At 63.5% G+C, this 20,809-nt stretch carries 20 protein-coding genes and 1 tRNA gene; 8 read left to right on the top strand and 13 right to left on the bottom strand.

Going from position 1 to position 20,809, the window contains the following annotated elements; all coding sequences use genetic code 11:
- Positions 1-164 precede the first annotated feature (164 nt).
- Positions 165-455 carry a YecR family lipoprotein gene (gene yecR, locus QZY44_RS35740; protein ID WP_365303955.1) on the bottom strand — a complete coding sequence of 97 codons (291 nt, stop codon included), beginning with the start codon at positions 453-455 and terminating at the stop codon, positions 165-167.
- A gap of 320 nt (positions 456-775) precedes the next feature.
- On the opposite strand from yecR, the gene QZY44_RS10650 reads away from it, so the two are divergent.
- Positions 776-1,309, top strand: a complete 534-nt coding sequence (locus QZY44_RS10650) for a TRAP transporter small permease subunit (protein ID WP_295445962.1) — start codon at positions 776-778, stop codon at positions 1,307-1,309.
- A 1-nt stretch (position 1,310) separates the two neighbouring features.
- Positions 1,311-2,765, top strand: coding sequence for a TRAP transporter large permease subunit (locus QZY44_RS10645; RefSeq protein ID WP_295445960.1), 1,455 nt, complete (start codon positions 1,311-1,313; stop codon positions 2,763-2,765).
- 49 nt (positions 2,766-2,814) lie between these two features.
- Here QZY44_RS10645 and QZY44_RS10640 read toward each other — a convergent pair whose 3' ends face one another.
- From QZY44_RS10640 to QZY44_RS10630, 3 genes are read right to left on the bottom strand one after another with little or no spacing between them, the layout of a single operon-like run.
- Complete coding sequence (locus QZY44_RS10640) at positions 2,815-3,822, bottom strand: aldo/keto reductase (protein ID WP_295445958.1); 1,008 nt, start codon at positions 3,820-3,822, stop codon at positions 2,815-2,817.
- Positions 3,823-3,869: 47 nt separating this feature from the next.
- Complete coding sequence (gene dctP, locus QZY44_RS10635) at positions 3,870-4,955, bottom strand: TRAP transporter substrate-binding protein DctP (RefSeq protein ID WP_295445956.1); 1,086 nt, start codon at positions 4,953-4,955, stop codon at positions 3,870-3,872.
- A gap of 53 nt (positions 4,956-5,008) precedes the next feature.
- The gene (locus tag QZY44_RS10630; protein ID WP_295445954.1) at positions 5,009-6,130 is read right to left on the bottom strand and encodes a hypothetical protein; all 1,122 of its coding nucleotides are present in this window, start codon (positions 6,128-6,130) and stop codon (positions 5,009-5,011) included.
- Between the two features lie 805 nt (positions 6,131-6,935).
- On the opposite strand from QZY44_RS10630, the gene QZY44_RS10625 reads away from it, so the two are divergent.
- The gene (locus QZY44_RS10625; protein WP_295445952.1) at positions 6,936-7,988 is read left to right on the top strand and encodes an RNA methyltransferase; all 1,053 of its coding nucleotides are present in this window, start codon (positions 6,936-6,938) and stop codon (positions 7,986-7,988) included.
- 190 nt (positions 7,989-8,178) lie between these two features.
- Entirely contained in the window at positions 8,179-8,682 is a 504-nt protein-coding gene (locus QZY44_RS10620; RefSeq protein ID WP_295445950.1) for a hypothetical protein, read from the top strand.
- An 11-nt stretch (positions 8,683-8,693) separates the two neighbouring features.
- On the opposite strand, the gene QZY44_RS10615 is transcribed toward QZY44_RS10620, so the two are convergent.
- From QZY44_RS10615 to QZY44_RS10605, 3 genes are all read right to left on the bottom strand, one after another.
- Positions 8,694-9,539, bottom strand: a complete 846-nt coding sequence (locus tag QZY44_RS10615; protein ID WP_295445948.1) for an alpha/beta hydrolase — start codon at positions 9,537-9,539, stop codon at positions 8,694-8,696.
- Between the two features lie 277 nt (positions 9,540-9,816).
- Positions 9,817-10,152 (bottom strand): hypothetical protein, encoded by a 336-nt coding sequence (locus tag QZY44_RS10610; protein ID WP_295445946.1) that lies wholly within the window; start codon positions 10,150-10,152, stop codon positions 9,817-9,819.
- A gap of 562 nt (positions 10,153-10,714) precedes the next feature.
- Positions 10,715-10,791: transfer RNA gene (locus tag QZY44_RS10605), tRNA-Arg, on the bottom strand.
- A 336-nt stretch (positions 10,792-11,127) separates the two neighbouring features.
- On the opposite strand from QZY44_RS10605, the gene QZY44_RS10600 reads away from it, so the two are divergent.
- Positions 11,128-11,928: a DUF2092 domain-containing protein gene (locus QZY44_RS10600; RefSeq protein WP_295445944.1), complete on the top strand. Its 801-nt coding sequence runs from the start codon at positions 11,128-11,130 to the stop codon at positions 11,926-11,928.
- Positions 11,925-12,542 (top strand): hypothetical protein, encoded by a 618-nt coding sequence (locus QZY44_RS10595; protein WP_295445942.1) that lies wholly within the window; start codon positions 11,925-11,927, stop codon positions 12,540-12,542. The genes QZY44_RS10600 and QZY44_RS10595 overlap by 4 nt, the downstream gene beginning before the upstream one ends.
- A gap of 87 nt (positions 12,543-12,629) precedes the next feature.
- Here QZY44_RS10595 and QZY44_RS10590 read toward each other — a convergent pair whose 3' ends face one another.
- A complete protein-coding gene (locus QZY44_RS10590) occupies positions 12,630-13,556 on the bottom strand; it encodes an alpha/beta fold hydrolase (protein WP_295445940.1) in 927 nt (308 codons plus the stop codon).
- Positions 13,557-13,699: 143 nt separating this feature from the next.
- Here QZY44_RS10590 and QZY44_RS10585 point away from each other — a divergent pair, with 143 nt between their 5' ends.
- Together QZY44_RS10585 and QZY44_RS10580 are read left to right on the top strand one after the other, a co-directional pair.
- Complete coding sequence (locus tag QZY44_RS10585) at positions 13,700-14,542, top strand: alpha/beta hydrolase (RefSeq protein ID WP_295445938.1); 843 nt, start codon at positions 13,700-13,702, stop codon at positions 14,540-14,542.
- Positions 14,543-14,648: 106 nt separating this feature from the next.
- Entirely contained in the window at positions 14,649-15,260 is a 612-nt protein-coding gene (locus QZY44_RS10580) for an SDR family oxidoreductase (protein ID WP_295445936.1), read from the top strand.
- Between the two features lie 91 nt (positions 15,261-15,351).
- Here the strand turns inward: QZY44_RS10580 and QZY44_RS10575 are convergent, their stop codons facing one another.
- The 5 genes from QZY44_RS10575 to QZY44_RS10555 form a co-directional block, all read right to left on the bottom strand.
- Positions 15,352-15,522 (bottom strand): hypothetical protein, encoded by a 171-nt coding sequence (locus QZY44_RS10575; RefSeq protein ID WP_295445935.1) that lies wholly within the window; start codon positions 15,520-15,522, stop codon positions 15,352-15,354.
- Between the two features lie 94 nt (positions 15,523-15,616).
- Positions 15,617-16,870: an NAD(P)/FAD-dependent oxidoreductase gene (locus QZY44_RS10570; protein WP_295445933.1), complete on the bottom strand. Its 1,254-nt coding sequence runs from the start codon at positions 16,868-16,870 to the stop codon at positions 15,617-15,619.
- A 66-nt stretch (positions 16,871-16,936) separates the two neighbouring features.
- Entirely contained in the window at positions 16,937-17,839 is a 903-nt protein-coding gene (locus QZY44_RS10565) for a CoB--CoM heterodisulfide reductase iron-sulfur subunit B family protein (RefSeq protein WP_295445931.1), read from the bottom strand.
- A gap of 10 nt (positions 17,840-17,849) precedes the next feature.
- Positions 17,850-18,494 carry a 4Fe-4S dicluster domain-containing protein gene (locus tag QZY44_RS10560; protein WP_295445930.1) on the bottom strand — a complete coding sequence of 215 codons (645 nt, stop codon included), beginning with the start codon at positions 18,492-18,494 and terminating at the stop codon, positions 17,850-17,852.
- On the bottom strand, positions 18,494-20,752 hold the full coding sequence (locus QZY44_RS10555) for an FAD-dependent oxidoreductase (RefSeq protein ID WP_295445928.1): 2,259 nt from the start codon (positions 20,750-20,752) through the stop codon (positions 18,494-18,496). Before QZY44_RS10555 ends, QZY44_RS10560 begins: the two co-directional genes overlap by 1 nt.
- Positions 20,753-20,809: the final 57 nt, after the last annotated feature.

The raw sequence follows: 20,809 nt of genomic DNA, 5'->3' as shown, positions 1-20,809 counted from the left end.
TGCGGCCCGGCCTCGCCGTAAACCGTGGTGTTGAGAGTGTTTGCGAGGTCTCGCCGCACTGGGGTGCGGCGCTCCCAGTCGGCCTGAAGGTCGACCTAAACGCCGGGGCGGCCGGAACGATGATCAAGGCCGCGCTCCGTTTACGTTCTAGGCAAACGGATGTCCTAGGGCTTGGATGGGCGGGTACACTGATATGAGGCGGTGACACGCCGTCTCAGGCAGGCATCATCCTTGTTTTGTCTCAGGCACTGTGACTTGAAACCGATAAATAATTCAGCCGGCAAATAGCCCCAAGCCTTACATCGCTCGCGGGCGGCCACACGGCCTGGCTCGAAATTGACCGCGGGGTCATCCGGCCAGGCGTATTCATAGGAGAGTTCAACCACTCCCTCAGTGCGGCTGCCGCCGGTCAATTGAGGGGTTCTCGTGGTTTGACAGGCCGTTAGCGCAGCCATGACACATGCGCCTAACACCAGGGTGACTTGCTTCATTTGGCTCCCCATTAAATGACGGATGCGCCGGGCTTACCGCCCGGTGGGGCCTTGATCAGTATCGTTCTGAGCGCTGAATCCTCGCAGGCAACAGGTCGCGGCCGGGGGGCCGCTCCTACGCCGCGGGAGCGGCCCCCTGGCCGCGGCGAAGATACCTGCGCCCGCGGGCCGCCAAGGTAGCAGATTGCGGGCGCAGCCGCTGCCCCAGGCCTGCCGCTTGGTCCGTAGCCAGCCCTCTGGTACTGTTGTGCCCTGCCCTCTCACTGAACCGGAGTCGTCCGCCGATGCCTGTCTTGTTGCGCCTCTCGGCGGTCATCGATACCCTCAACCGCCGCATCGGGCAGGCCACGATTTGGCTGATCCTCGCCTGCGTCCTGCTCTCGGCCCTGACCGCGACGCTGCGCTATCTGCTCGACTGGGGCTCCAACGCCATGATCGAGGCCCAGTGGTTCATGTTCGGGCTGGTGTTCCTGCTGTGCGCCCCCTGGACGCTTCAGGAGAGCGGGCATGTACGGGTCGACATACTCTATACGCGCCTGCCGCCCCGCGGCCGGGTCTGGGTCGACGTCATCGGCAGTCTGCTGTTCCTGCTCCCGGTGTGTCTACTGATCGTCTGGGACAGTTGGGGCTGGTTCCTGCTCTCCTTTCACCAGCAGGAGTCATCATTCAATCCCGGCGGCCTGTGGTGGTGGCCGATGAAGCTGACCATTCCGGTCGCCTTTACCCTGCTCGCGGCGCAGGGGGTATCAGAGGCGATCAAGGGCGCGGCCATGTTGATGGATCTCAAGTCCCTGCCCGCCGCGCCGGTGGGACACTGAGATGGAGGCCTGGCTCGCTGTCAACCTGGCACCGGTGATGTTCGGTGCGCTCGTGCTGTTTCTGCTGATGGGCTACCCGGTCGCCTTCTCGCTCGCCGCGGTGGGGATGCTGTTCGGCTGGATCGGGATCGAACTGGGGCTCCTCACCCCGGCCCTGCTGCAGGCCCTGCCGGACCGGGTGTTCGGCATCATGCGCAATGAGATCCTGTTGGCGGTGCCCTTCTTCACCTTCATGGGTCTGGTGCTGGAGCGCAGCGGCATGGCCGAGGAGCTATTGGAGACGATTGGCCAGCTCTTCGGGCGGGTGCGCGGGGGCCTTGCCTATGCGGTGATTTTCGTCGGCGCACTGCTGGCCGCCACCACCGGGGTGGTGGCGGCCTCGGTCATCGCGATGGGGCTCATCTCGCTCCCCATCATGCTGCGTTACGGCTATGACCGCCCCCTGGCGGCGGGGGTGATCGCGGCCAGCGGCACCCTGGCCCAGATCATTCCGCCCTCCATCGTCTTGATTGTCATGGCGGATGTGCTCGGCCGCTCGGTGGGCGAGTTGTACAAGGGTGCACTGATTCCCGGGCTACTGCTCACCGCAGGTTATGCACTCTATGTCTTCGGTAACTCGGTGCTGCGCCCGCACGCACTCCCCGCCCTGCCGCCGGAGGCGCGAACCCTGCGCGGGCGCGCGCTGGCGCTGCGGGCGCTACTGACCCTGGTCCCGCCATTGGCGCTCATCTTTCTGGTACTCGGGACCATCTTCATCGGCTGGGCGACGCCGACCGAGGGTGGGGCCATGGGCGCGGTGGGCGCGCTGCTGCTCGCACTCATCAAGGGCCGGCTGACGCGCGACATGCTGATGCAGGCCATGACCACCACGGCTAAGATCACCAGCTTCGTGGTCTTCATCCTGATCGGCTCCAGCGTATTCAGCCTGACCTTCCGCGGCGTGAATGGGGACCTGTGGGTGGAACACCTGTTGACCGCCCTGCCCGGCGGGCACCTGGGTTTCCTGATCTTTGTGAACGCCATGGTGTTCCTGCTGGCCTTCTTTCTCGACTTCTTCGAAATCGCGTTCATCATCCTGCCGCTGCTGGTCCCGGTGGCGGATAAGCTCGGCATCGATCTGGTGTGGTTCGGCGTGCTGATCGGGGTCAATCTGCAGACCAGCTTCATGCACCCGCCATTCGGCTTCGCCTTGTTTTATCTGCGCTCGGTGGCCCCGCCGGTGGTGCGCACCTCCGAGATCTATTGGGGGGCGGTCCCGTTCGTGGCCATTCAGCTCCTCATGGTGGCCCTGATCGTTGTTTTCCCTCAAGTCGTCAATTGGGGCCGCGATGCACCCGCCGCGCACGGTACCCCGACGCAGGTTATTATTCCAGATCAGGGAGGCGGTGCCAGCCTACTCGATAGTCAGGATTATGACGGGCTCCTAGCGCCCCCGCCGAAGGATGGGGGGCAATGAGGCTGCACACTTGTGATACCGCTGCGCGGTGTCACGCAGCGTCCAGCACTCAGCGACCGGTCATTTGCTCCAGCTTTTCTGGATATCGGGCACCGAGCACCGTGATTTGTGCGGCAGCGCTGTCGATCTCACTGAGATCCGCGGCAGTGAGCTCGACTGCAACAGCGGCGTTGTTCTCTTCCAAGCGATGCAGCTTCGTGGTACCTGGGATGGGAACGATCCACGGCTTCTGCGCCAACAGCCACGCCAGTGCGATCTGAGCGGGTGTCGCGTGCTTGCGTTGGCCGATCTTGCCGAGCAACTCAACCAACGCCTGATTCGCTCTCAGTGCCTCCGGCGTGAAGCGCGGAAGGGTGCTGCGAAAGTCGGAACTGTCGAAGGTCGTATGCTCGTCCATCTTACCCGTGAGAAAGCCCTTCCCCAACGGGCTATAAGGAACGAACCCGATCCCCAGCTCCTCGAGGGTGGGTATCACGTCGTTCTCAGGGGTTCTCGTCCATAGCGAGTATTCGCTCTGGAGCGCGGTGAGCGGCTGGACTGCGTGCGCGCGATGGATCGTTTTCACTCCTGCCTCGGACAAACCGAAATGCTTGACCTTGCCTTGCGCAATCAGCTCCTTCACCGTCCCCGCCACGTCTTCGATCGGCACGTTCGAATCAACACGATGCTGATAGAGCAGGTCGATGGTCTGGATCTTGAGTCGCCGCAGTGAGCCCTCGACGGCCTCCTTGATGTGCTCCGGCCGACTGTTGAGGCCCGGCGCCCCCTTCATCCCGCGGGGATCGAAATTCGGATTGAGATCAAAACCGAATTTCGTGGCGATCACCAAGTGCTGACGAAACGGCGCCAGGGCTTCACCGACGAGTTCTTCGTTGGTGAACGGGCCGTAAACCTCGGCGGTATCGAAGAAGGTGATCCCCTGTTCCACGGCTGCCCGCAGCAGCGCGGTCATCTCCTGCCGGTCCTTGGGCGGACCATATGAAAAGCTCATGCCCATGCAGCCCAACCCGATCGCCGAAACCTCGAGACGACTGTTTCCAAGTAGACGCTTCTGCATTTCTTGCGCTCCGATCGATGGGTTAAATTGCGGAATTGAATTGGGGGCTACTTCTTCCGCCGCATCGCCGCCAAAAAGTTGGTCATGGACGCCTCCGCCACCCCCCACCAGGCATCCGAGGTCTCCTGGAAGGCACGCATGGAATCATAGAGTGCCTTGAAGCTGGGGTTCTTGGCAGACTCTTGCGCATAGATGGCGAGCGCGGTCTCGTAGGCCTTGAGCAGTACATCGTCCGGGAAGCGTTTGAGTACGGTACCGTTCTGCACCAGCCGCTGCATCGCCGGCGGGTTCTTGGCGTCATAGCCGGCTAGCATCAGCAGGTGGGTCTCCGCGGCGGCCGTCTGGAAGGCCGCCTGATAGGCGGGCGGCAGGGCGGTCCACTGATCCTTGTTCACATAAAAGACCAGCTGCGCCCCCGGCTCCCACCAGCCGGGGTAGTAATAATATTTCGCCACGCGGTAGAAGCCAAGCTTCTCGTCGTCGCAGGGGGAGGTCCATTCCGCCGCGTCGATGGCCCCGCGCTCCAGGGCGGGATAGACCTCGGTCCCGGACAGTGATTGGGGCACCGCCCCCATGCGCGAGAAGATCTCGGCACCGAATCCGGGAATACGGATCTTCAGTCCCGCCAGATCAGCGACCGACTTGATCTCCTTGCGATACCAGCCGCCCATCTGGGCACCGGTACTGCCGCCCGGGAAGTTGACGATGTTATATTCGGCGAACAGCGTGCGCAGTCGCTCCATACCGCCACCATAATAGGTCCAGGCGGTGAGTTGACGGGCGTTCAGCCCGAAGGGCAGCGTCGTCTCGATCGCCAGTGCCTTGTTCTTGCCATAGTAGTAATAGGAGGCGGTCTGACCGCATTCGACGGTATTCTGCTGCACCGCATCGAGCACACCGGTCGCGGGGACCAATTCGCCCCCCGCGAAGACCCGGATCTCAAAGCGGCCTTCGGTCAGTTCGGACACCCGCCGGGTCAGGTTCTCGGCGCCGCTGTAGATGGTATCCAGGCTCTTGGGGAAGCTCGAGGCCAGGCGCCACTTGATGGTCGGGGTCGCGGCCCGCGCCGGGAGGGCCAGGCCGGCCGACGCCGCGCCGACCCCGGCAGTCTTCAGGAAATCACGCCGTTGCATGCTGTGTCCTCGTTCGGATGGGTGTTGAGCAGGGCCGCCAGCGGCGCGCTCACTCAGATGGCGTAACGCAAGATGGCGGCCAGTGGCTGACCACCGGGCAGATCCGCCTGCGGCACGCTCAGGACCTGGCCGCCCGAGGACAGCACCCGGCGCGCGATCTCGTCGATCACGCCGTCGGTACCGGCACCGGGGTCGTCTGCAAAGGTCACCGCACCATCGGTCTCGCCCACCGTGCCATGAAGTGGCTGGTCCCTATCGACCAGCAGGCTCTGAACCGCACCGCAGGTCGCCGCCCGCGCCGCCTGGGCGATGTCAGTCGTCGCCCGGCCCTCGGTAGCGCGCTGCGTGTAGAGCGCGGTCCACTTGGCAAGCTGCTCGCGGTAGAGGCCGCCCAGCACCCGGCGCGCGGCCGCGGCCAGTTCCTCCGCGGTCCGCCGCTCAGGGGTGTCCGGGACACCCTGGGCGACCAGGTGTGGATAGGTATTGACCGATCGGTAGATCGCACCCAGGGCCGCACCCGAGGCCAACACCAGCGGGATGTCGCTGCCGGCCAGCAACCCGCGCAGGGCGCTGTCCACCGTGCGCGCGTATTGCCGCAGTCGCACCTTGTCGCCCTCGGCACCGGCCAGGCGACCGCTGTGCGAGAGGTCCGCGCGGCCCGCCTCCTCCACCGAAGAGGCCAAGTCCTTGGGCATCCCCACCACTTTCACCTCGTCGGCCGGCAGGTCGGCCGCGACCTCGATCAGATGCACCCCGCAATCGGCAAGCGCCAGCACATAGCAGGCGTTGCAGAAGGTGATCGAGCGCAGCAGTGGCTTCAGATGGAAGCGATCGGACACCGCCACCAGCGGTTCCAGTACGTTCGGCACCCGGAAGGTCCGCAGATTGTCCGGGGTCGCATAGATCGCCAGGCCGTGCGCCTGATAGCGCCAGAAGGCGTGGTCGTCGATCAGGTCGTCCAGTTCCTCGGCCAGGGCGGCAAGCCGGCGCGGGTCTGCACCCGCCGTCTGCAACCGCGCAATGCCCTCCCTGGTCAGATTCTTCAACAAGATACGATCCGCATCCGTCTCCAGGCTGACCGGTGTGGTCGGCAGAAAGAGCGATACGGCGATGTCGGTGCGCCCCGTGGCAAGGTCGATCAGCTCGGCGGCGGTCGGGAGGTCGAGGTGGAGCATGGATGGCTTCTCGAGCGACGTGATGGTTGCGCAACGTGCCGGACAGCGACCGGCCGCCTGGGGTAACCGCGACCATCACAGTCGGTGGCGGGATCGTCGTGGTTGCCAGCCGGCTATTTTACCGGACGCGATCAGACTCAGGCACGGGAAGATTAGGGCGCCCGCCGCGGGCGCCAACGCACGCGTCGCAGGCGAGCCGCGATTTCGCCAAACGCCCAAGCGCAGCGGTCTATTGCTCTTGCCGGCACTCTACCCCAGTCCCTCGGGAGGACGTGACTCGCTATTTCCAATTGAAAAGGCAACGTAGACGCAACTGACGATAGTCACGACCATGACTAATGCAATCACCAAATACGTTCTTATCTCTTTCCTGACGTTGCTGTCGATAATCGCAGTCGTGGACTTGACCTTGAGCATCCCACGCCAGCCGCACGATTGCGCTCGACAGCGAAAGGCACGCCAGCCTTGTCGCTTCTTTGATCGTTCATCCTCTCCTCTGGTATGACTACGCACGAGACGATCAGAGCCACATTTTGGACAGACAATATCTGGCATACAAATCCTACCTTTGCCATCTCAGGCAGACATTGTTTCTTAGGAGTCAATCGCGAATCGTCTGGGTCCGGGGCACCACTATTTGCAGTTAATCTCGGCCAAAAACATCATGCATAGTGTCGATCGACGCCGGTGGGCCGAACCCCGCATCGTTGGGGCGTGCTATGCCTAACGATGACTTTAGGGCACACTTGCGCAAGCCTCCATCCATATTTTCTGGCTGCCGCGCGACCTCGACTCACGAACGACCTTGCATAATCCACCAGAAAAGAAAAAGATTTGGAGTAGGATCACGCGCATCGAACACATCCGCCGCCGCCTGCGCGATCATGGCGCCAAACCCTGTCATGAAGCGCGCGTCCTGCAGGCCTGGGCGCGGGCCATCCCAGTGGATACCCGCCGCCGCCGCGCCGAAGACTTTCTGCCGCTGCGGCTGCGCGACGCGCTGCCCGACCTAAACACGGAGCTCGCCGGACTCGCCCGACTGGCCTGCGAGCACTCGGGAGAGGACGGCTCGGCGCGCCTCTTAGTCGAACTGGCGGACGGTCAAACGGTGGAGAGCGTGCTCCTGCCGCGCGGCGGGCTCTGCGTTTCCAGCCAGGTCGGCTGCGCGGTGGGCTGCCGTTTCTGCATGACCGGGCGCATGGGGCTGCGGCGCCAACTCGGCAGCGCCGAGATCGTCGCCCAGGTAGCGCTCGGGCGCACGCGCCGCCCGGTCAATCGGGTGGTGTTCATGGGTATGGGCGAGCCGGCCCATAACCTGACCAATGTCCTGGATGCCATCGAACTGCTCGGCACGCTCGGCGCCATCGGGCACAAGGATCTCGTCTTTTCCACGGTCGGCGACCGCCGGGTATTCGAGCGCCTGCCGCAGGGCCGGGTCAAACCGGCCCTGGCCATTTCCCTGCACAGCACCAGCGCGCAGCTGCGGGCCCAACTGCTGCCCCAGGCCCCGCGCATCGACCCGGAGGAATTAGTCGAGCTGGGTGAGCACTACGCCCGCGGCACTGGCTACCCGATCCAATACCAATGGACCCTGCTCGCCGACATCAACGACAGCGATGCGGAAGTGGCGGGCATCGTTCGATTGCTGGCCGGCAAATACGCGATGATGAACTTCATCCCCTATAACGTCAATGACGGACTCGGCTTCCACCGGCCCTCCTGGGAGCGCGCCAACGCGCTGGCCGGTCAATTGCAGGGACGCGGCATCCTCACCCGACTGCGCAACTCCGCGGGCCAGGACGTCGACGGCGGCTGCGGGCAGTTACGGGCGCGGACACTGACGCAGTCGCGATCCTAACACGCGAAGTCCCTTGATCATTTTCACCGAGACCTGTCACAGGTCGGCCGCTCCTATTCCACTACCAAGTCCGCGCCTTTGGCGTTACAGGTCCGGACTATACTTTCCCTTGAGCATCTGGTCGCTGCCGTTCGCTGGACGCGGCAATTGACCAGAGTAATGGCCAACATTTCATTCATTGGAGGCTGTTATGATCAACCAAACCGTACCAAGTCCACGAGCCATCAAGCCGAGCGCCCCGCAGAATCAGTATCAACAGGTTATGGATAACTGCATGATGGATAAGGACGCCAGACAAAAATTCCTGGTTGACCCGACCGGGACGCTGAAGGCCAATGGTGTTGCAGTACCCGCCGGGGTCAGCGTCAGCATCGTTCGGAACACGAATACTGCGTTGTCGGTCGCCATTCCTCACTCCGGCGGGCAGCTTGCCACCACACCGCTCATTAACCCACTCTTGAGTTCTGTCTTCCCCTGCATGTTTGGCGGACTGCAGACTCAAATGATGGAGCAGCAGAATCAGATGCTATCGCTATACGCTGCGCAGCAGAAAGCCCAAGCGGACCGGGCGCGCACCCTCGAGGGTCTGCGTAACGCGGTTGCACGCATTGATAGCGAGATGCATAAGAACCGTTGTAACACGGCAATGGAAATAAACCGTAACATCCAACAGCTCTTGATTGGCGGTGGCTAGAGGAACGCTGATTAATCACCGGCCAGGAATCCATCCAACACCGCCATCTGCTCGGCCGTATTGAGCGCGGGGGCATGGCCACAGCCGGGGATCGTGACCAGCCGGGGCCGGGGGCCGCGTCCGGTCATCTCCTGCGCGACCGCGGGCTCGACCAGATCGGAGTTCTGGCCGCGCAGCGCCAGGACGGGACAGGTGATGGCGTCGAAGATCGCCCACATGTCGAAGTCCAGAAACTGCTCGGCGAATACCCGCATCACCGCTGGATCATAATGCGAGGAGATGCAACCGTTATCGCGCCGGCGCATGGAGGTCTCGGCCATCAGGCGCCATTCCGCGTCGGTCAGGCACCCGAAGGGGGTATAGACAGTGCGCAAGAATGACTCGAATTCGGTCATGTTCGCGAATTCGGGGACCAGGGTCACATAGTTCTTGATGCGCTCGATGGCCGTCCGGTTGAGTCGCGGGGCCACGTCATTGATCACCAGTCGCTCGATGCGCGCTGCGGTCTCGGGGGTGCCGGCCAAGGCCATACCGATCAACCCGCCCATGGAGGTACCAACCCACCGGCACCCGGCAATCTGCAGGCGATCCAGCAATTCGACGGCGTGCCGACAATAGACCGGGATGGTGTAATCGGCGTCCGGCGCCGCCGACCAACTCGACAGGCCCCGACCGATGGTATCCGGGCAAACCACATGGAAGCGGTCGGCGAACTGGCGGGCCAAGGTGTCGAAGTCGCGCCCGGTGCGGGCCAGTCCATGCCACAGCACCAAGGCCGGGGCGGCGGGATCGCCCCAGGTGGTCAGGTGGATCTCGTGGCCGGAGACTGGGAGATAGAACGAGCGCGGGGTAATCATCGGTCGAGGTTCGCTTGAGATGACAGGTGCGCCTGAGTATAGCCGGTCGGACGCGCGGGGTTTCGCCGCGCGCGCGCCCATGCGTGATCGACGTCAGGGTGCCGCGACCGTCAAACCTTGCGGCAGGCCGCCACCCCCGGGGCTGCCGGCCGGCGCCAGGAGCGGCATCCGGCTCGAACACCGGCGGCTTCCTTCGAGTAGATGGAGCCTGCCCGGAGCATGCACGAAAAACCCGGCCAAAGCCGGGTTTCGCGTCGGTGTAGATCAGGACGAACCGTCAGTTTGGCCCTAAAGAGTCAGCTTTTTTTCTCTTGTCGCCGCAGTCAAAGCCCCCCCCTCGCATTTTCTTGCCATCGATATCCTTGGCATCGGGGTGCCAACCGATGGCGTACTGCCAAGTGTCTTTCGAATACTTCTTATCAGTCTGACAAATTCTGTCGCCCTTTGCCTGAAGCTCTGCAGGAACGGGTTGGAACTTTGCACCGGCATTCCAACATGTTCTATGTTCGGCACATCGAACCATGTACGGCACCTTATCATCTGCGGCGCGAGTCTGAGCCGCGACACCCATGAGCAAGAGAGCGGAAACACCTATTGCGTAAGACGTTTTCATCCAATTCACCTCACTGGTCAGTTAGAAAACATGAGGTCGGGACGCTGACCTCCTGTTCGGCCGGCTGGTCGACACGACCACGCGCCTGGCATCCTTCTTCACCTGCAACACAGCCTCAGCGCCTGGGCGACATAACGCATAAAGTATAGATTAAGGAGTTTGCTCACAACAAGCGGGATTCGAGCACTCGACACATCCGGGCAAGTGTTCGCGTTGCTGGCCACGCCCGCATGCCAACCGCAGCGTCGGCACTGCCCGCCCACTTGGGATCGCGTTGACGAGTCGCCGGGGGCTCGTGGACCCCGCCCGGCGGTCAAGAGAGATAGCGAAGGCTGCGGCAAGCAGGCAGCAGACACCCCAGGCACCACCGGGGGCGCCTCGCGCATCCGACCAGCCGCTGCCTTACGGCAACCGGCTGCGCACCAGCACAACGGCCGAGGACTGACGAGACGGCGTGAGCCCCGGTCCGGCACGGGGCCAGCGGGTATCCTGAGTTTTACTATCGTTGGGCAACAAAAAACCCGCTTGCGCGGGTTAGGTTTTTGCTTTATCAGCGGAAATTTGGCGCGCCCGACAGGATTCGAACCTGTGACCCCAGCCTTCGGAGGGCTGTACTCTATCCAGCTGAGCTACGGGCGCTTAGTAAACGGCTTGGACCGCCCAGACGGCGGACCTTGCGGGTCATATCGAGTGATCTTTCGATCAGTCCCAACTGGCAGACAAGCATACATGGGACGCGCGGCGGCGTCCATGCCTGTGTGAAGCGCCGGGGCGGCGGCGCCCGTCGACCATGTCACGGGGGGTGGCGGGATGCTGATCCAGACCCAATATGCAGAGCCAGCCGAATTTCACCAACCACCCGCCGCTGTGACGGGTGGGCTGGTCCACCAACGGCCAGACGTTCAACCAACCGACATGCCGCTGTCCGGCCGGCGCGAACCGCCGCTAAGTGACTGTCAAATGAGGAGGCTCTTGATGCTACTGAACACGATTAAGCGCGCGACCCTGGGGTGCATGGCGCTCTTGAGTGGCCCCGGACTGGCCGCGACGGCGCCTACGCCGGCCCCACCGCCCGACCCGAACCAGATTGTGGCCCAGATGTGCGCTTACCTGAAGTCACTCGACCATTTCTCCTACCGCGCCGAGGTGACCGACGATCAGGTGTATACCGGGGGCAAAAAGCTGCAATTCGGCTTCACGGCCGAGACCTTTGTGCAGCGGCCGGACAAGCTACGGGTCAACGCGGCCGGCGATCTGCTCGACAAACAGTTCTTGTTCGACGGCAAGACCCTGGCCCTGTTCGATGCGGCGGAGAAGGTCTACGCCACCGCTGCGGTGGCCGGTGATATCGAAACCGCCTTGGCAAAGGCCGACGGAGAACTGCGGTTCCGGGTCCCGCTCGGCGACCTGAGCAGCCCGAAGCTATGCGAACACCTGGGTAAGGACCAGGGTCACGCGCTCTATGTCGGGCCGAGCATGGTGGGCGGGGTGCCGACCGCTCACCTGGCCTTCGACCGTCCGGATATTCAATACCAGCTCTGGGTGGCCACCGGCGATCAGCCGCGGCCGGTGAAGGTCGTCATCAACCAGAAGACGCTGCCGGCCGCGCCACAGTGGACCGCAACCTTGAGCGATTGGAACACTACCCAGCGGCCGCCGCCGGGCGCCTTTGTCTTTAGCCCCCCCCCAGGGGTCCAGAAGATCCCCTTCGCACCGCCGCCCGCCCCCACCAAGACCCCTGCGGTAACCCCTGATGTAACCGGAGCAAAGCAATGATGACATGCCAATTGAAAATGCTGCACGGGGCCTTGCTGATCACGGTGGTGGCCGGCATGGTCGGGGGCGGGCCGCTCGCGCTGGCGCGCGGCTTTGGCGGGGGTGGTTTCGGTGGCGGTGGCTTCCATGGGGGCGGGGGCGGTTTTCACGACGACGGATTCAGCGGCGGCAGCTTCCGCGATAACAGCGCCACTTTTCATGACGGCGGCTTCCACGACGACAGTTTTAACAGCGTCCATGACACCAATGTCAACGTCAACCGTTACGGGGACGACGCGGCGGCCGTGCGCGGGCCGGACGGCTCATTCGCTGCCCGCGGGCCGGGCGGCGATTATGTCGCGCGGGGTCCTGACGGCGGGGTCGTGGCAGGAGGGCCAAGCCGCGGCTATGTCGCGCCGGGCTGGGGTGGCTATTACGGCGCCGGCTGGGGTGGGGCAGTCGCAGCGGGGGCCGTGGCTGGACTGGCAGTCGGGGCCATGGTGAACGCACTGCCGGTCGCCGCCGAACCGATTTATGTCGCCAATCAACGCTACTACGCCGCCAACGGCGTCTATTATCAGCCCTGTTACCAGGGTGCTGCGGTCAATTACTGCGTGGTTGCCAACCCGTATTAGCGATGATCATGGTTTGACCGGTCCCCGCCCGGTAGCGGGCGGGACCCTTGCGGGTGAACGTGTAGCCGCGGACACGACTGGCTTTTCTCAGCCCTGGCTGGCCCAGAACTTATCCAGCGCGGCCGTCGTCTCGGGGATGTTTTCCCAATGGGGAAGGCCCATCGTCGGGCTGATCCGCTGCACCTGCCAGTTGGCCCGGCCGGTGAGGAAGGGCGCCAGGAGGTCGAAGTCGATGTTGGGGTCCCGGTCATAGAGTACCAGGGTGCGTTGTTTCACCTTCGCATAGATCCGGTTCGGCGCATCCGCGGTGAAGAGCTGACCTGCCAGGAAATAGAGTGGGGCGAAACGGGCGCCGGGTTGGTGGGTGGTCGCGTAGGCGTACTCGACCATCGCCGCCGGCACTGGGCCGACGAATGACCGCCGCAGGAAGAAGCGGATGCTGGGCTTGGTGGTCAGCAGGGTGTAGGCAGTCTGCCCCAGAGCGGGGACGCTGATCACGCGATGGGTGCGCATCCCCTTCTCACCGCCGGGGATGGTGCGGGTACTGAAGCCCGTGGGTGAGAGCAGCGTCAGTGAGTTGACCAACTCCGGCGCCTCGACTGCTACCCGCGCGGCGAATTCGCCACCGAGCGACAGCGCGACCAGGTCCGCGGGCTGCACCACCACCCGGCGCAGGAACTCCATCAAGGCCTTGACATAGACGTCCGGCGTATAGTGAATGTCCGGCCGGTCGGTGAACCCGAACCCGGGCAGGTCCGGCGCCAGGACCGGCCGCTGCGCGCGATAGCGCTCGAACAGCGGTTTCATCTCATAGGCGCTGGGCGCGGCGTTGATGCTATGCACCAACACCAGCGGGCGGCCCTGACCGGGTCCGGTGCTGTAGTAGCTCAGTTGCCCGAAGTCCGGAACGCGGATACGGGCACGCTGGGCATCCAGGGCCTCGGGCAGGGCGACACGGCGCGTCGCACCGAGGAGGCCTGGTAAATTCAGTGTGTGATCAGTGCAGAGGTTCATGAAAGACCTGTCGCTATGGCACGATGAAAGGGGAAGTATCCGGGAGCCATGACGCTCCCGGGCGTTATGCCGACATACCAGTATAGCAACCTCGTTCGGCGAGCGCCGTCGGCCCGGGCGCACGCGCTCAGACCGCGGCGGCCGTGAAAAGCCCCGACCGCCCCCATCTTGGGCTCACGATGAACGCCCGACCGCCATCCGCATTCCTGACCCTGCTGGTCGCCCTCGCCCTCGCCGGTTGCGCCGGCCTGCACCGCGACGACCCGGCGACCGTCGCACACTGGTCCCTCAGAGATACTCGGGACGTCACCATCGCACGCGGCGCGATCCAATCGGAGACGGGGTGCGGGCTCGACACCATCCGCTTCCAGCCCCGACATCGGCGTACCCGGGGTGCGGTGATCCTGGCGCCGGGTTTTCTGCGCGACCAGCGGTCGCTGACCGGGCTCGCGGTGGCCCTGGCGGGACAGGGAATCCCCGTCGTCACGCTGACTTTCTGCAACAGCAGGCCCTGGGACGGCCGCCCGGTCCGCAATGCGCTGGATATGATCGCGGTCGGCCGCCAACTGGAGGCAACCGGAGTGGTTTATGCCGGTTTCTCGGCCGGAGGACTGGCCGCGCTGATCGCCGGGCGGTTGGACCCACAGGCCGTGGGCATCGTGACCCTGGACCTGGTGGACGCTCACCGACTCGGGGTCGGCATGGCACGCGCCCTGAACCGGCCGCTCGTCGGTCTCGCCGGGGAGCCGGCCGCCTGCAATGCGTACAACAATGGGCTCAAGGTCTTCACCGTCGCACCCCGGGCCCGGATCACCCCCATCCAGGGGGCCAGTCACTGCGACTTCGAGTCACCCACGGATTGGCTGTGTGAGTCGGTCTGCGCTGGCGTCGACGACGGCTCCCCGGCACGCCGACGGACGATCATCGCTGCCGCGATGACGGCGGTGGCGGACCTCATCGGACCGGCGAACCACGCACGTCGCTGATACTAAGGGCACTCATGAACGCAAGCCGTCTTTCGATCGACTCACTCACAGTCCCCCGCGTTTCGCCCCGGGGCTCAACTCAAACCAACAAGGAGCACTCAAAACCATGAATATCGCACTCTTCGGTGCCACCGGCGGCACCGGCCGACAAGTACTACAGCAAGCATTGGCGCAAGGATACGGGGTCCGGGCGCTGGTCCGCGATCCCTCCAAGCTCCCTGCCGACAGGCAGGGTCTGGCAATCGTCGGTGATTGCCTGGATCAGACCGCGGTCAACGACTGCGTCCAGGGCACTGATGCAGTCATCTGTGTGTTGGGCACCCGCCCGGGAGGCCAACCGATCGAGGCCGATGGTACCCGCAACATCATCGCTGCCATGCAAACCGCGGGGGTGCGACGGTTGATCGCCGTCACCTCCATGGGCGTCGGCGACAGTGCCGATCAGATGCCGTTGCTCTTCCGGATGGTGATGAAGATCACCTTGAAGAAGGTGATGGCCGCCAAGGAGGAGCAAGAGCGCCTGATCAGGGCCAGCGATCTCAACTGGACCATCGTGCGCCCAGGCGGCCTGACCGACGGCCCGCGCACCGGCACCTATAGCGCGGGAGTGGAGAAGTCGATCCAGGCACGCCGGGTGTCGCGCGCGGACGTCGCTGAATTCGTGCTCAAACAACTCACGGACGAACGCTTCGTACGGCAGACCCCAGCCATTTCATAAGAAAATCGGTCGCGGCCGGAAATCGCTCCGACCCGGTTGGAGCGATTCCCGACCACCATGCGCCAGCGAATCATCCGGGGACGCGTCCGGATCAGTGAGCCGACTTCATCAAGAGCCTGAGGATCTTGTAATTGATGATCCAAAAACGGACGAACTGCCAGGCCAACGAGGTACGCATGTACTTGACGAAGGGGGTCGGCACCGGTGGGTAATAAGACGGTTGATAGGGTTCTCTGTTCTTAACGGTCTTCTTGCTGGTCATGGCAGGTCTCCACAGGACGCAGTAAACGTGAGAGAGCGGCGGACCCTACCGGGGTACGGAGTCCACCGTGCGGATCAACACTGAGCGCCGATCATCAATCGGGCAGCACCGACCAGCCGGGTCGCAGCTTGGCCTGGTACATGAAGACATAGTGCAGAATCCACTTCATCCAATGCCCGGCCAAACCGATCTCGCCGAAGGTCAGGCTCATGTCGCGACCGTATTCCGGATAGGTCTCATAGTCCGGCACCACCGGAAACACGGTCATGGTGGCCGCCGTGCCCTTGAAAATATCAGAGCCGGTGGAGGCGACACAGGCGGCGCCCATCTCGCCCATGGAGGCGGTGTAGATCGGCTCTTTGATCTTGCCCTTGACCAGATCACGGATATTCGCAGCAACCGCCTTACCGATGGCGGCCGAGGGCATACCGGTACGCGGCGGCGTCGGGCTGATCTGAGTGCCGTTCGGACTCAGCATCACCTTGCTGATCGGGTGCGGCGGGGCAAAGGCGATACCCACCGCGAAGACGTTCTTGTACTTGGGCGTCTGATAGGTCCGCGGCCAGTCGTGCTTGCTCCATTCGTCATAGGGCTTCGGTTTGTAGTCGGCATCCACCTTCATGAAGCCGTTGGGGGCAAATACCTCGCTGGTGATATCGGCGCCGGCCTTGTCGAAGGCCTTGAGCCCCACCCCGGCAAAGGGTGGGATCAGCATCGAGAAGTCGAATTCCAGTTCGTGATAGGTCCCGTCCAGGGTCTCGTAATGCATCTTACCGGGCTCGATCTTATTGACCGCCGCGCGGGTGATCCAATTGATACCGCGCTCCACCATCAGCGACTCGGCAAACACCTTGCCGCTGGTGATATAGCCGCCGCGGGTGATATGTACCCCGCCCATCCCGAAGTCGCCCAGTTCGAATTCATTGCTGATCCAGGTGAGGTCGGCCTGGTCACGCACGCCTGCCTGACGTAGCGCATGATCGATGTTGTAGAGATACTCAAAGGCCGCGCCCTGGCAGGTACACATCCCATGGCCAGTGCCGACCACGAACCGCCGACGCTCGCCCTTTTTCATGGCCCGGATGCACTCCTGCAACTGGGCATTAGCCTCCAGCGCGTGTTCGGGGGTGCAGACTGACCCGGTGTCGCCGCCCTCGGGGCCGAGGACCGGGGTACCGCCGAAGTTGAGCTTGGGCCCGGTAGCATTGACCAGAAAGTCGTAGTCCACGTCCTCGGTCTCGCCGGGCGGTTGGGGTCGGACTTGATGCCCCTTACCAAGCCAAAGACTCAGGTAGCCGGCCGTGGTGTGCCCGGACAGGCGGGCGCCGAGTATAGCAATACGTGCCATTATATGAGTCCCCCTTGTAGTTGTTGTGGCTGGATCACGCTACCCAGCCGGGGGAGACTGTCAAACCTATTTCTTAGTCGCAATCTCCTGCAATTTGGTCGGCGCAATGATATGGCCATCGAGCCCGGCCGCCTTAACGGAGCCGCCATAGGCGACGGCCATGAGTTGCGAGTAATAGACGATCGGCAGGTGGAACTTGGTGCCCTGCTTGCGGTTGATCTCGGACTGGTAGACCTCGACATTCGCCTGACACAGGGGACAGGGGGTGACGAGCATGTCGGCCCCGTGGTCGTAGGCCGCTTCGACGATGTCGCGGATGTGCTGTTGACTCTTATCAGGCTCCGAGAAGGCCAAGGCGCCGCCGCAGCAGGTGACCTTTTGGTCATAGGCCGTCAGGGCCTCACCGCCCATGGACTCGACCAGTTTGTCGAGATACATGGGGTTCTCGAAGGACTCCCCGGCAATACCGAATGGACGATTGGTCTGGCAACCGACATAACCGGCAAACTTAATCCCAGCGAGCGACTTGACCACCGGCTTCTTGAGCTCCGCGTAGCCGAAATCCTCGATCAGCACCTCAACCATGTGACGCACCGGCGCGCTGCCCTGGTAGTTCAACCCCGCCTCTTTGAGTGCCTCGTTGGCCTGCGCCAGCAATTGCGGATGGCCATCGAGCTTGACCTTGGATTCGCGCGAGTTGAGCCAGCAGGCGGCACAGGTGGCGACGATGTCCTGGCCCGGCAGATGCTTTGCCGCCAGGGTGAAGTTGCGCGCGTTCATCACCACGCGCTCCAGTTCGCCGCCGCCGGCATAGGCGATGGAGGCGCCGCAGCAGTTCCAGTCCGGGATATTCGTCAGTTTGATGTCCAGCGTCTTGCACATCGCCGTGATCGAGGTCTGGAGGTTGGCAGCGGAGGCCTTGCTCTGCGAGGAGCAGCCGGGGTAAAACGCGTATTCCTTCGTGGGCATGGTCATTGCCTCAGTGGGTGGCGGGCGCGCGCTGCGCCGCGATTGCGCGGGCCTTCTTCAGCATCGCGGCAATACCCTTCTGGTCTTTGGGACTATGGCCGCGCAATAGCTCGAACGGGTTGAGCCGCCCAGCCTTCATCAGGCCAAGGGCGACGGGGAGCATGTTCATGACCTGCTCGATACCCGCCACCAGGCCATCCTTGAAATACAAGCCGACGGTCAGTTTTATCTCATTGACACGGCCGGTCTTGGTGCAGTTTTTCCAGAACTGGATGGAAAAGTCCCGCGTCGGCTGCACCTTGGGCGCCAACCCGAGCTCCTGCGCATAGCTGGCAATGCCATGCATGATCTGAGTGATCGGCAGCTTGCGGGGACAGCGCACGACACAGTTGTAGCAGGAGGTGCACATCCACATCGCATCGCAGCTGAGCACTGCATCGCGCTTGCCGGCGCGGATCATCATGAACAGCTCCTGCGGCGGGTGTTCCCAATGGGCGCCGAGCGGGCAGGAGCCCGCGCAGACGCCGCACTGCATGCACATTTTGACCCACTCGCCGTCTTCGACATGCGCCTCGACCTCCTTCAGGAAGTCGTTGCGGTAGCGTGCCGCCACGGCGGGGGTGGTCTGGTGGCCGGTGGTGCGCAGCGCGTTCATCAGTTGAACCTCTTCAGCGGCGACATGCCGATGCGTTTGATCGTCTCAGCGTACTCGTTGATTAAGGCCGCCACACGCCGGCTGTCGGTAATGGCAACCTCAAAGCTCGCCACACGCTCGGTCTCCAGGCTCAACTGCGTGAGTGTGTCGTCGATCTTGCTCAGGCGATAGTGCGCCAGTTCCGACCCCTTCACGAAGTGGCACTGGTAATCGTCGCCCCGCTTGCAGCCCATCAGCATCACGCCGTCCCAGCCGCTGTTGAGCGCATCAGTGATCCAGATGGTATTGACCGAACCCAGACAGCGCACTGGTATCGCACGCACGAAGGCGGAATAGCAGATGCGTGACACGCCCGCCATATCCAGGGCCGGATAGGCATCGTTCTCGCAGGCCAGCAGCAGGATGCGCGGCCGTTCGGAGAACTCGTCAGGCATGTCGAGCGACTTGATCTGACTGCCGACGGTATCGACCGAATAGTTCTCAAAGGAAATCACACGCACCGGGCAGGCACCCATGCAGGTGCCGCAGCGGCGGCAGCGCGATTCATTGAAGACCGGGAAACGCCGCTCGTCCTCGTCGATGGCGCCGAACGGGCACTCCACGGTGCAGCGCTTGCACTGGGTGCAGCCCTCCAGACGCACGATGGGGTACGACAGGTCGCCCGAGCGCGGATGCGCGGCGCGGCCCTGTGCCGCATTCTCCACCGCCTGGATGGCCTTGAGCGCGGCACCGGTGGCGTCGTCGGTGGCCTGGCGCATGTCCATTGGACGGCGTACCGGGCCGGCCGCGTAGATACCGGTGCGGCGCGTCTCGTAGGGGAAACAGATGAAGTGCGAGTCGGTCAGCCCCGCCTTGAGTTGCGGCAGGTCGGGTCCCTGGCGATAGGTCAGATTGAGGATGGATGTCGGCAGGGCCACGGGCGGCTCCACCGGGGTCTGGGGTACCTCATCCGCGGGCGTTTGCTCCGCCGCCGTCGCCTCCTCCGTGAAGAGGTCGATGTTGACACCCGAGTTAGGCACTTGGCCGGTGGCCAGCACCACCAGGTCGGCGCCGAGCGTCACCTCCTCGTTCAGGATCAGGTCGCGGAAGCTGACGCTGCAACCGGTGCCTGCGGCCTTGACGGTGGTCACCTGACCCTTGGTGAAGATCACGCCCTTGCTCTGTGCGCTGCGGTAAAAGTCCTCGCCCATGCCGGGCATGCGCAAGTCCGTGTAAAGGACCACGGTGTCGACGTCCGGATTGGCGTCCTTGAAATACATGGCCTGCTTGACGCTGGTGGCACAGCAGTGACCCGAGCAGTAGGGCAGATGGGTGCCGCTCGCGTCGCGCTGGCCGGCACACTGGACAAACACCACGCTATTCACCGCCTGGCCATCGGCGCGCTGGATGGCACCGCCGTCGGCGGCCCTGGCCAGTGTCTCCAGACCGGCCTGATCGACCACGCCGGGCAGGCCGCCGCCCAGTTCGGGCAGCTTGGCCAAGTCATAGGTGGAAAAACCACTGGCCTGGACAATGGCGCCGACCATCTCCTGTGTGACCGCGCCGCTCGCGGTCGCGATCTTGACCGCAAAGCGGCCGGGTGCGCCGGCGGTCTCGGCCAAGGTTGAGGCCAGATACACGCGGACCTTGGGATGCGCCTCGACGCGGGTGATCAACTCGGCCAGGCCCGTGTCCTGCGGCTCGGCATAGGGTTCGCGCAAGGGCACGCGCTTGTACAGCTTGGCCGCCCAACCGCCGAGTTGCGGTTCCTTCTCGACCAGCAGCACCTCGTAGCCGGTTTCCGCCGCCTCAATAGCCGCGGTGAGACCGGCCATGCCGCCACCGACCACCAGGATGCGCTTGTTCGATGCGCAGTCCGGGTTGCCGGCCGGCACCGCCATCTTCTTGAGCTCGGCGCACCCCATGCGGATGTAGTCGTCGGCCATCTCCTGGCGGACCTCGTCATAGTCCGTGCCCGGCGCGACGACCCAGAGCACGCCTTCACGCAGATTGGCGCGTGCCATGGCGACCCCAGGGAACTCGAAGGCCTCGGTCTTGGCGCGGCGCGAGCACCCGGCGATCAACACATGGGTGACGCCTTCGTTGGCGATGTCGTCGCGAATGGTCTGGACGCCGTCGGCGCTGCACAGCAAATCGTGGCGTTTGATGACCTGCATCTTGCCTTCGCGCTTCGCCACCTTCTCCATGGCCCCGAGATCGAGCACCTCTCCGAGACCGCAGCCGGCGCACAGATACGCAGCAAATTTCTTGTCTGCCACCTTATGCCTCCTCGCTGGCTGTTTGGTAAATGACCTTGATTGCGCGCAACGCGGCGC

It is taken from the genome of uncultured Thiodictyon sp. (genome assembly GCA_903837595.1).
In the GTDB taxonomy this organism is placed as follows: domain Bacteria; phylum Pseudomonadota; class Gammaproteobacteria; order Chromatiales; family Chromatiaceae; genus Thiodictyon.
Note: the sequence above shows the minus strand (reverse complement) of the source record. Positions and strands in the feature narration are given on the sequence as shown.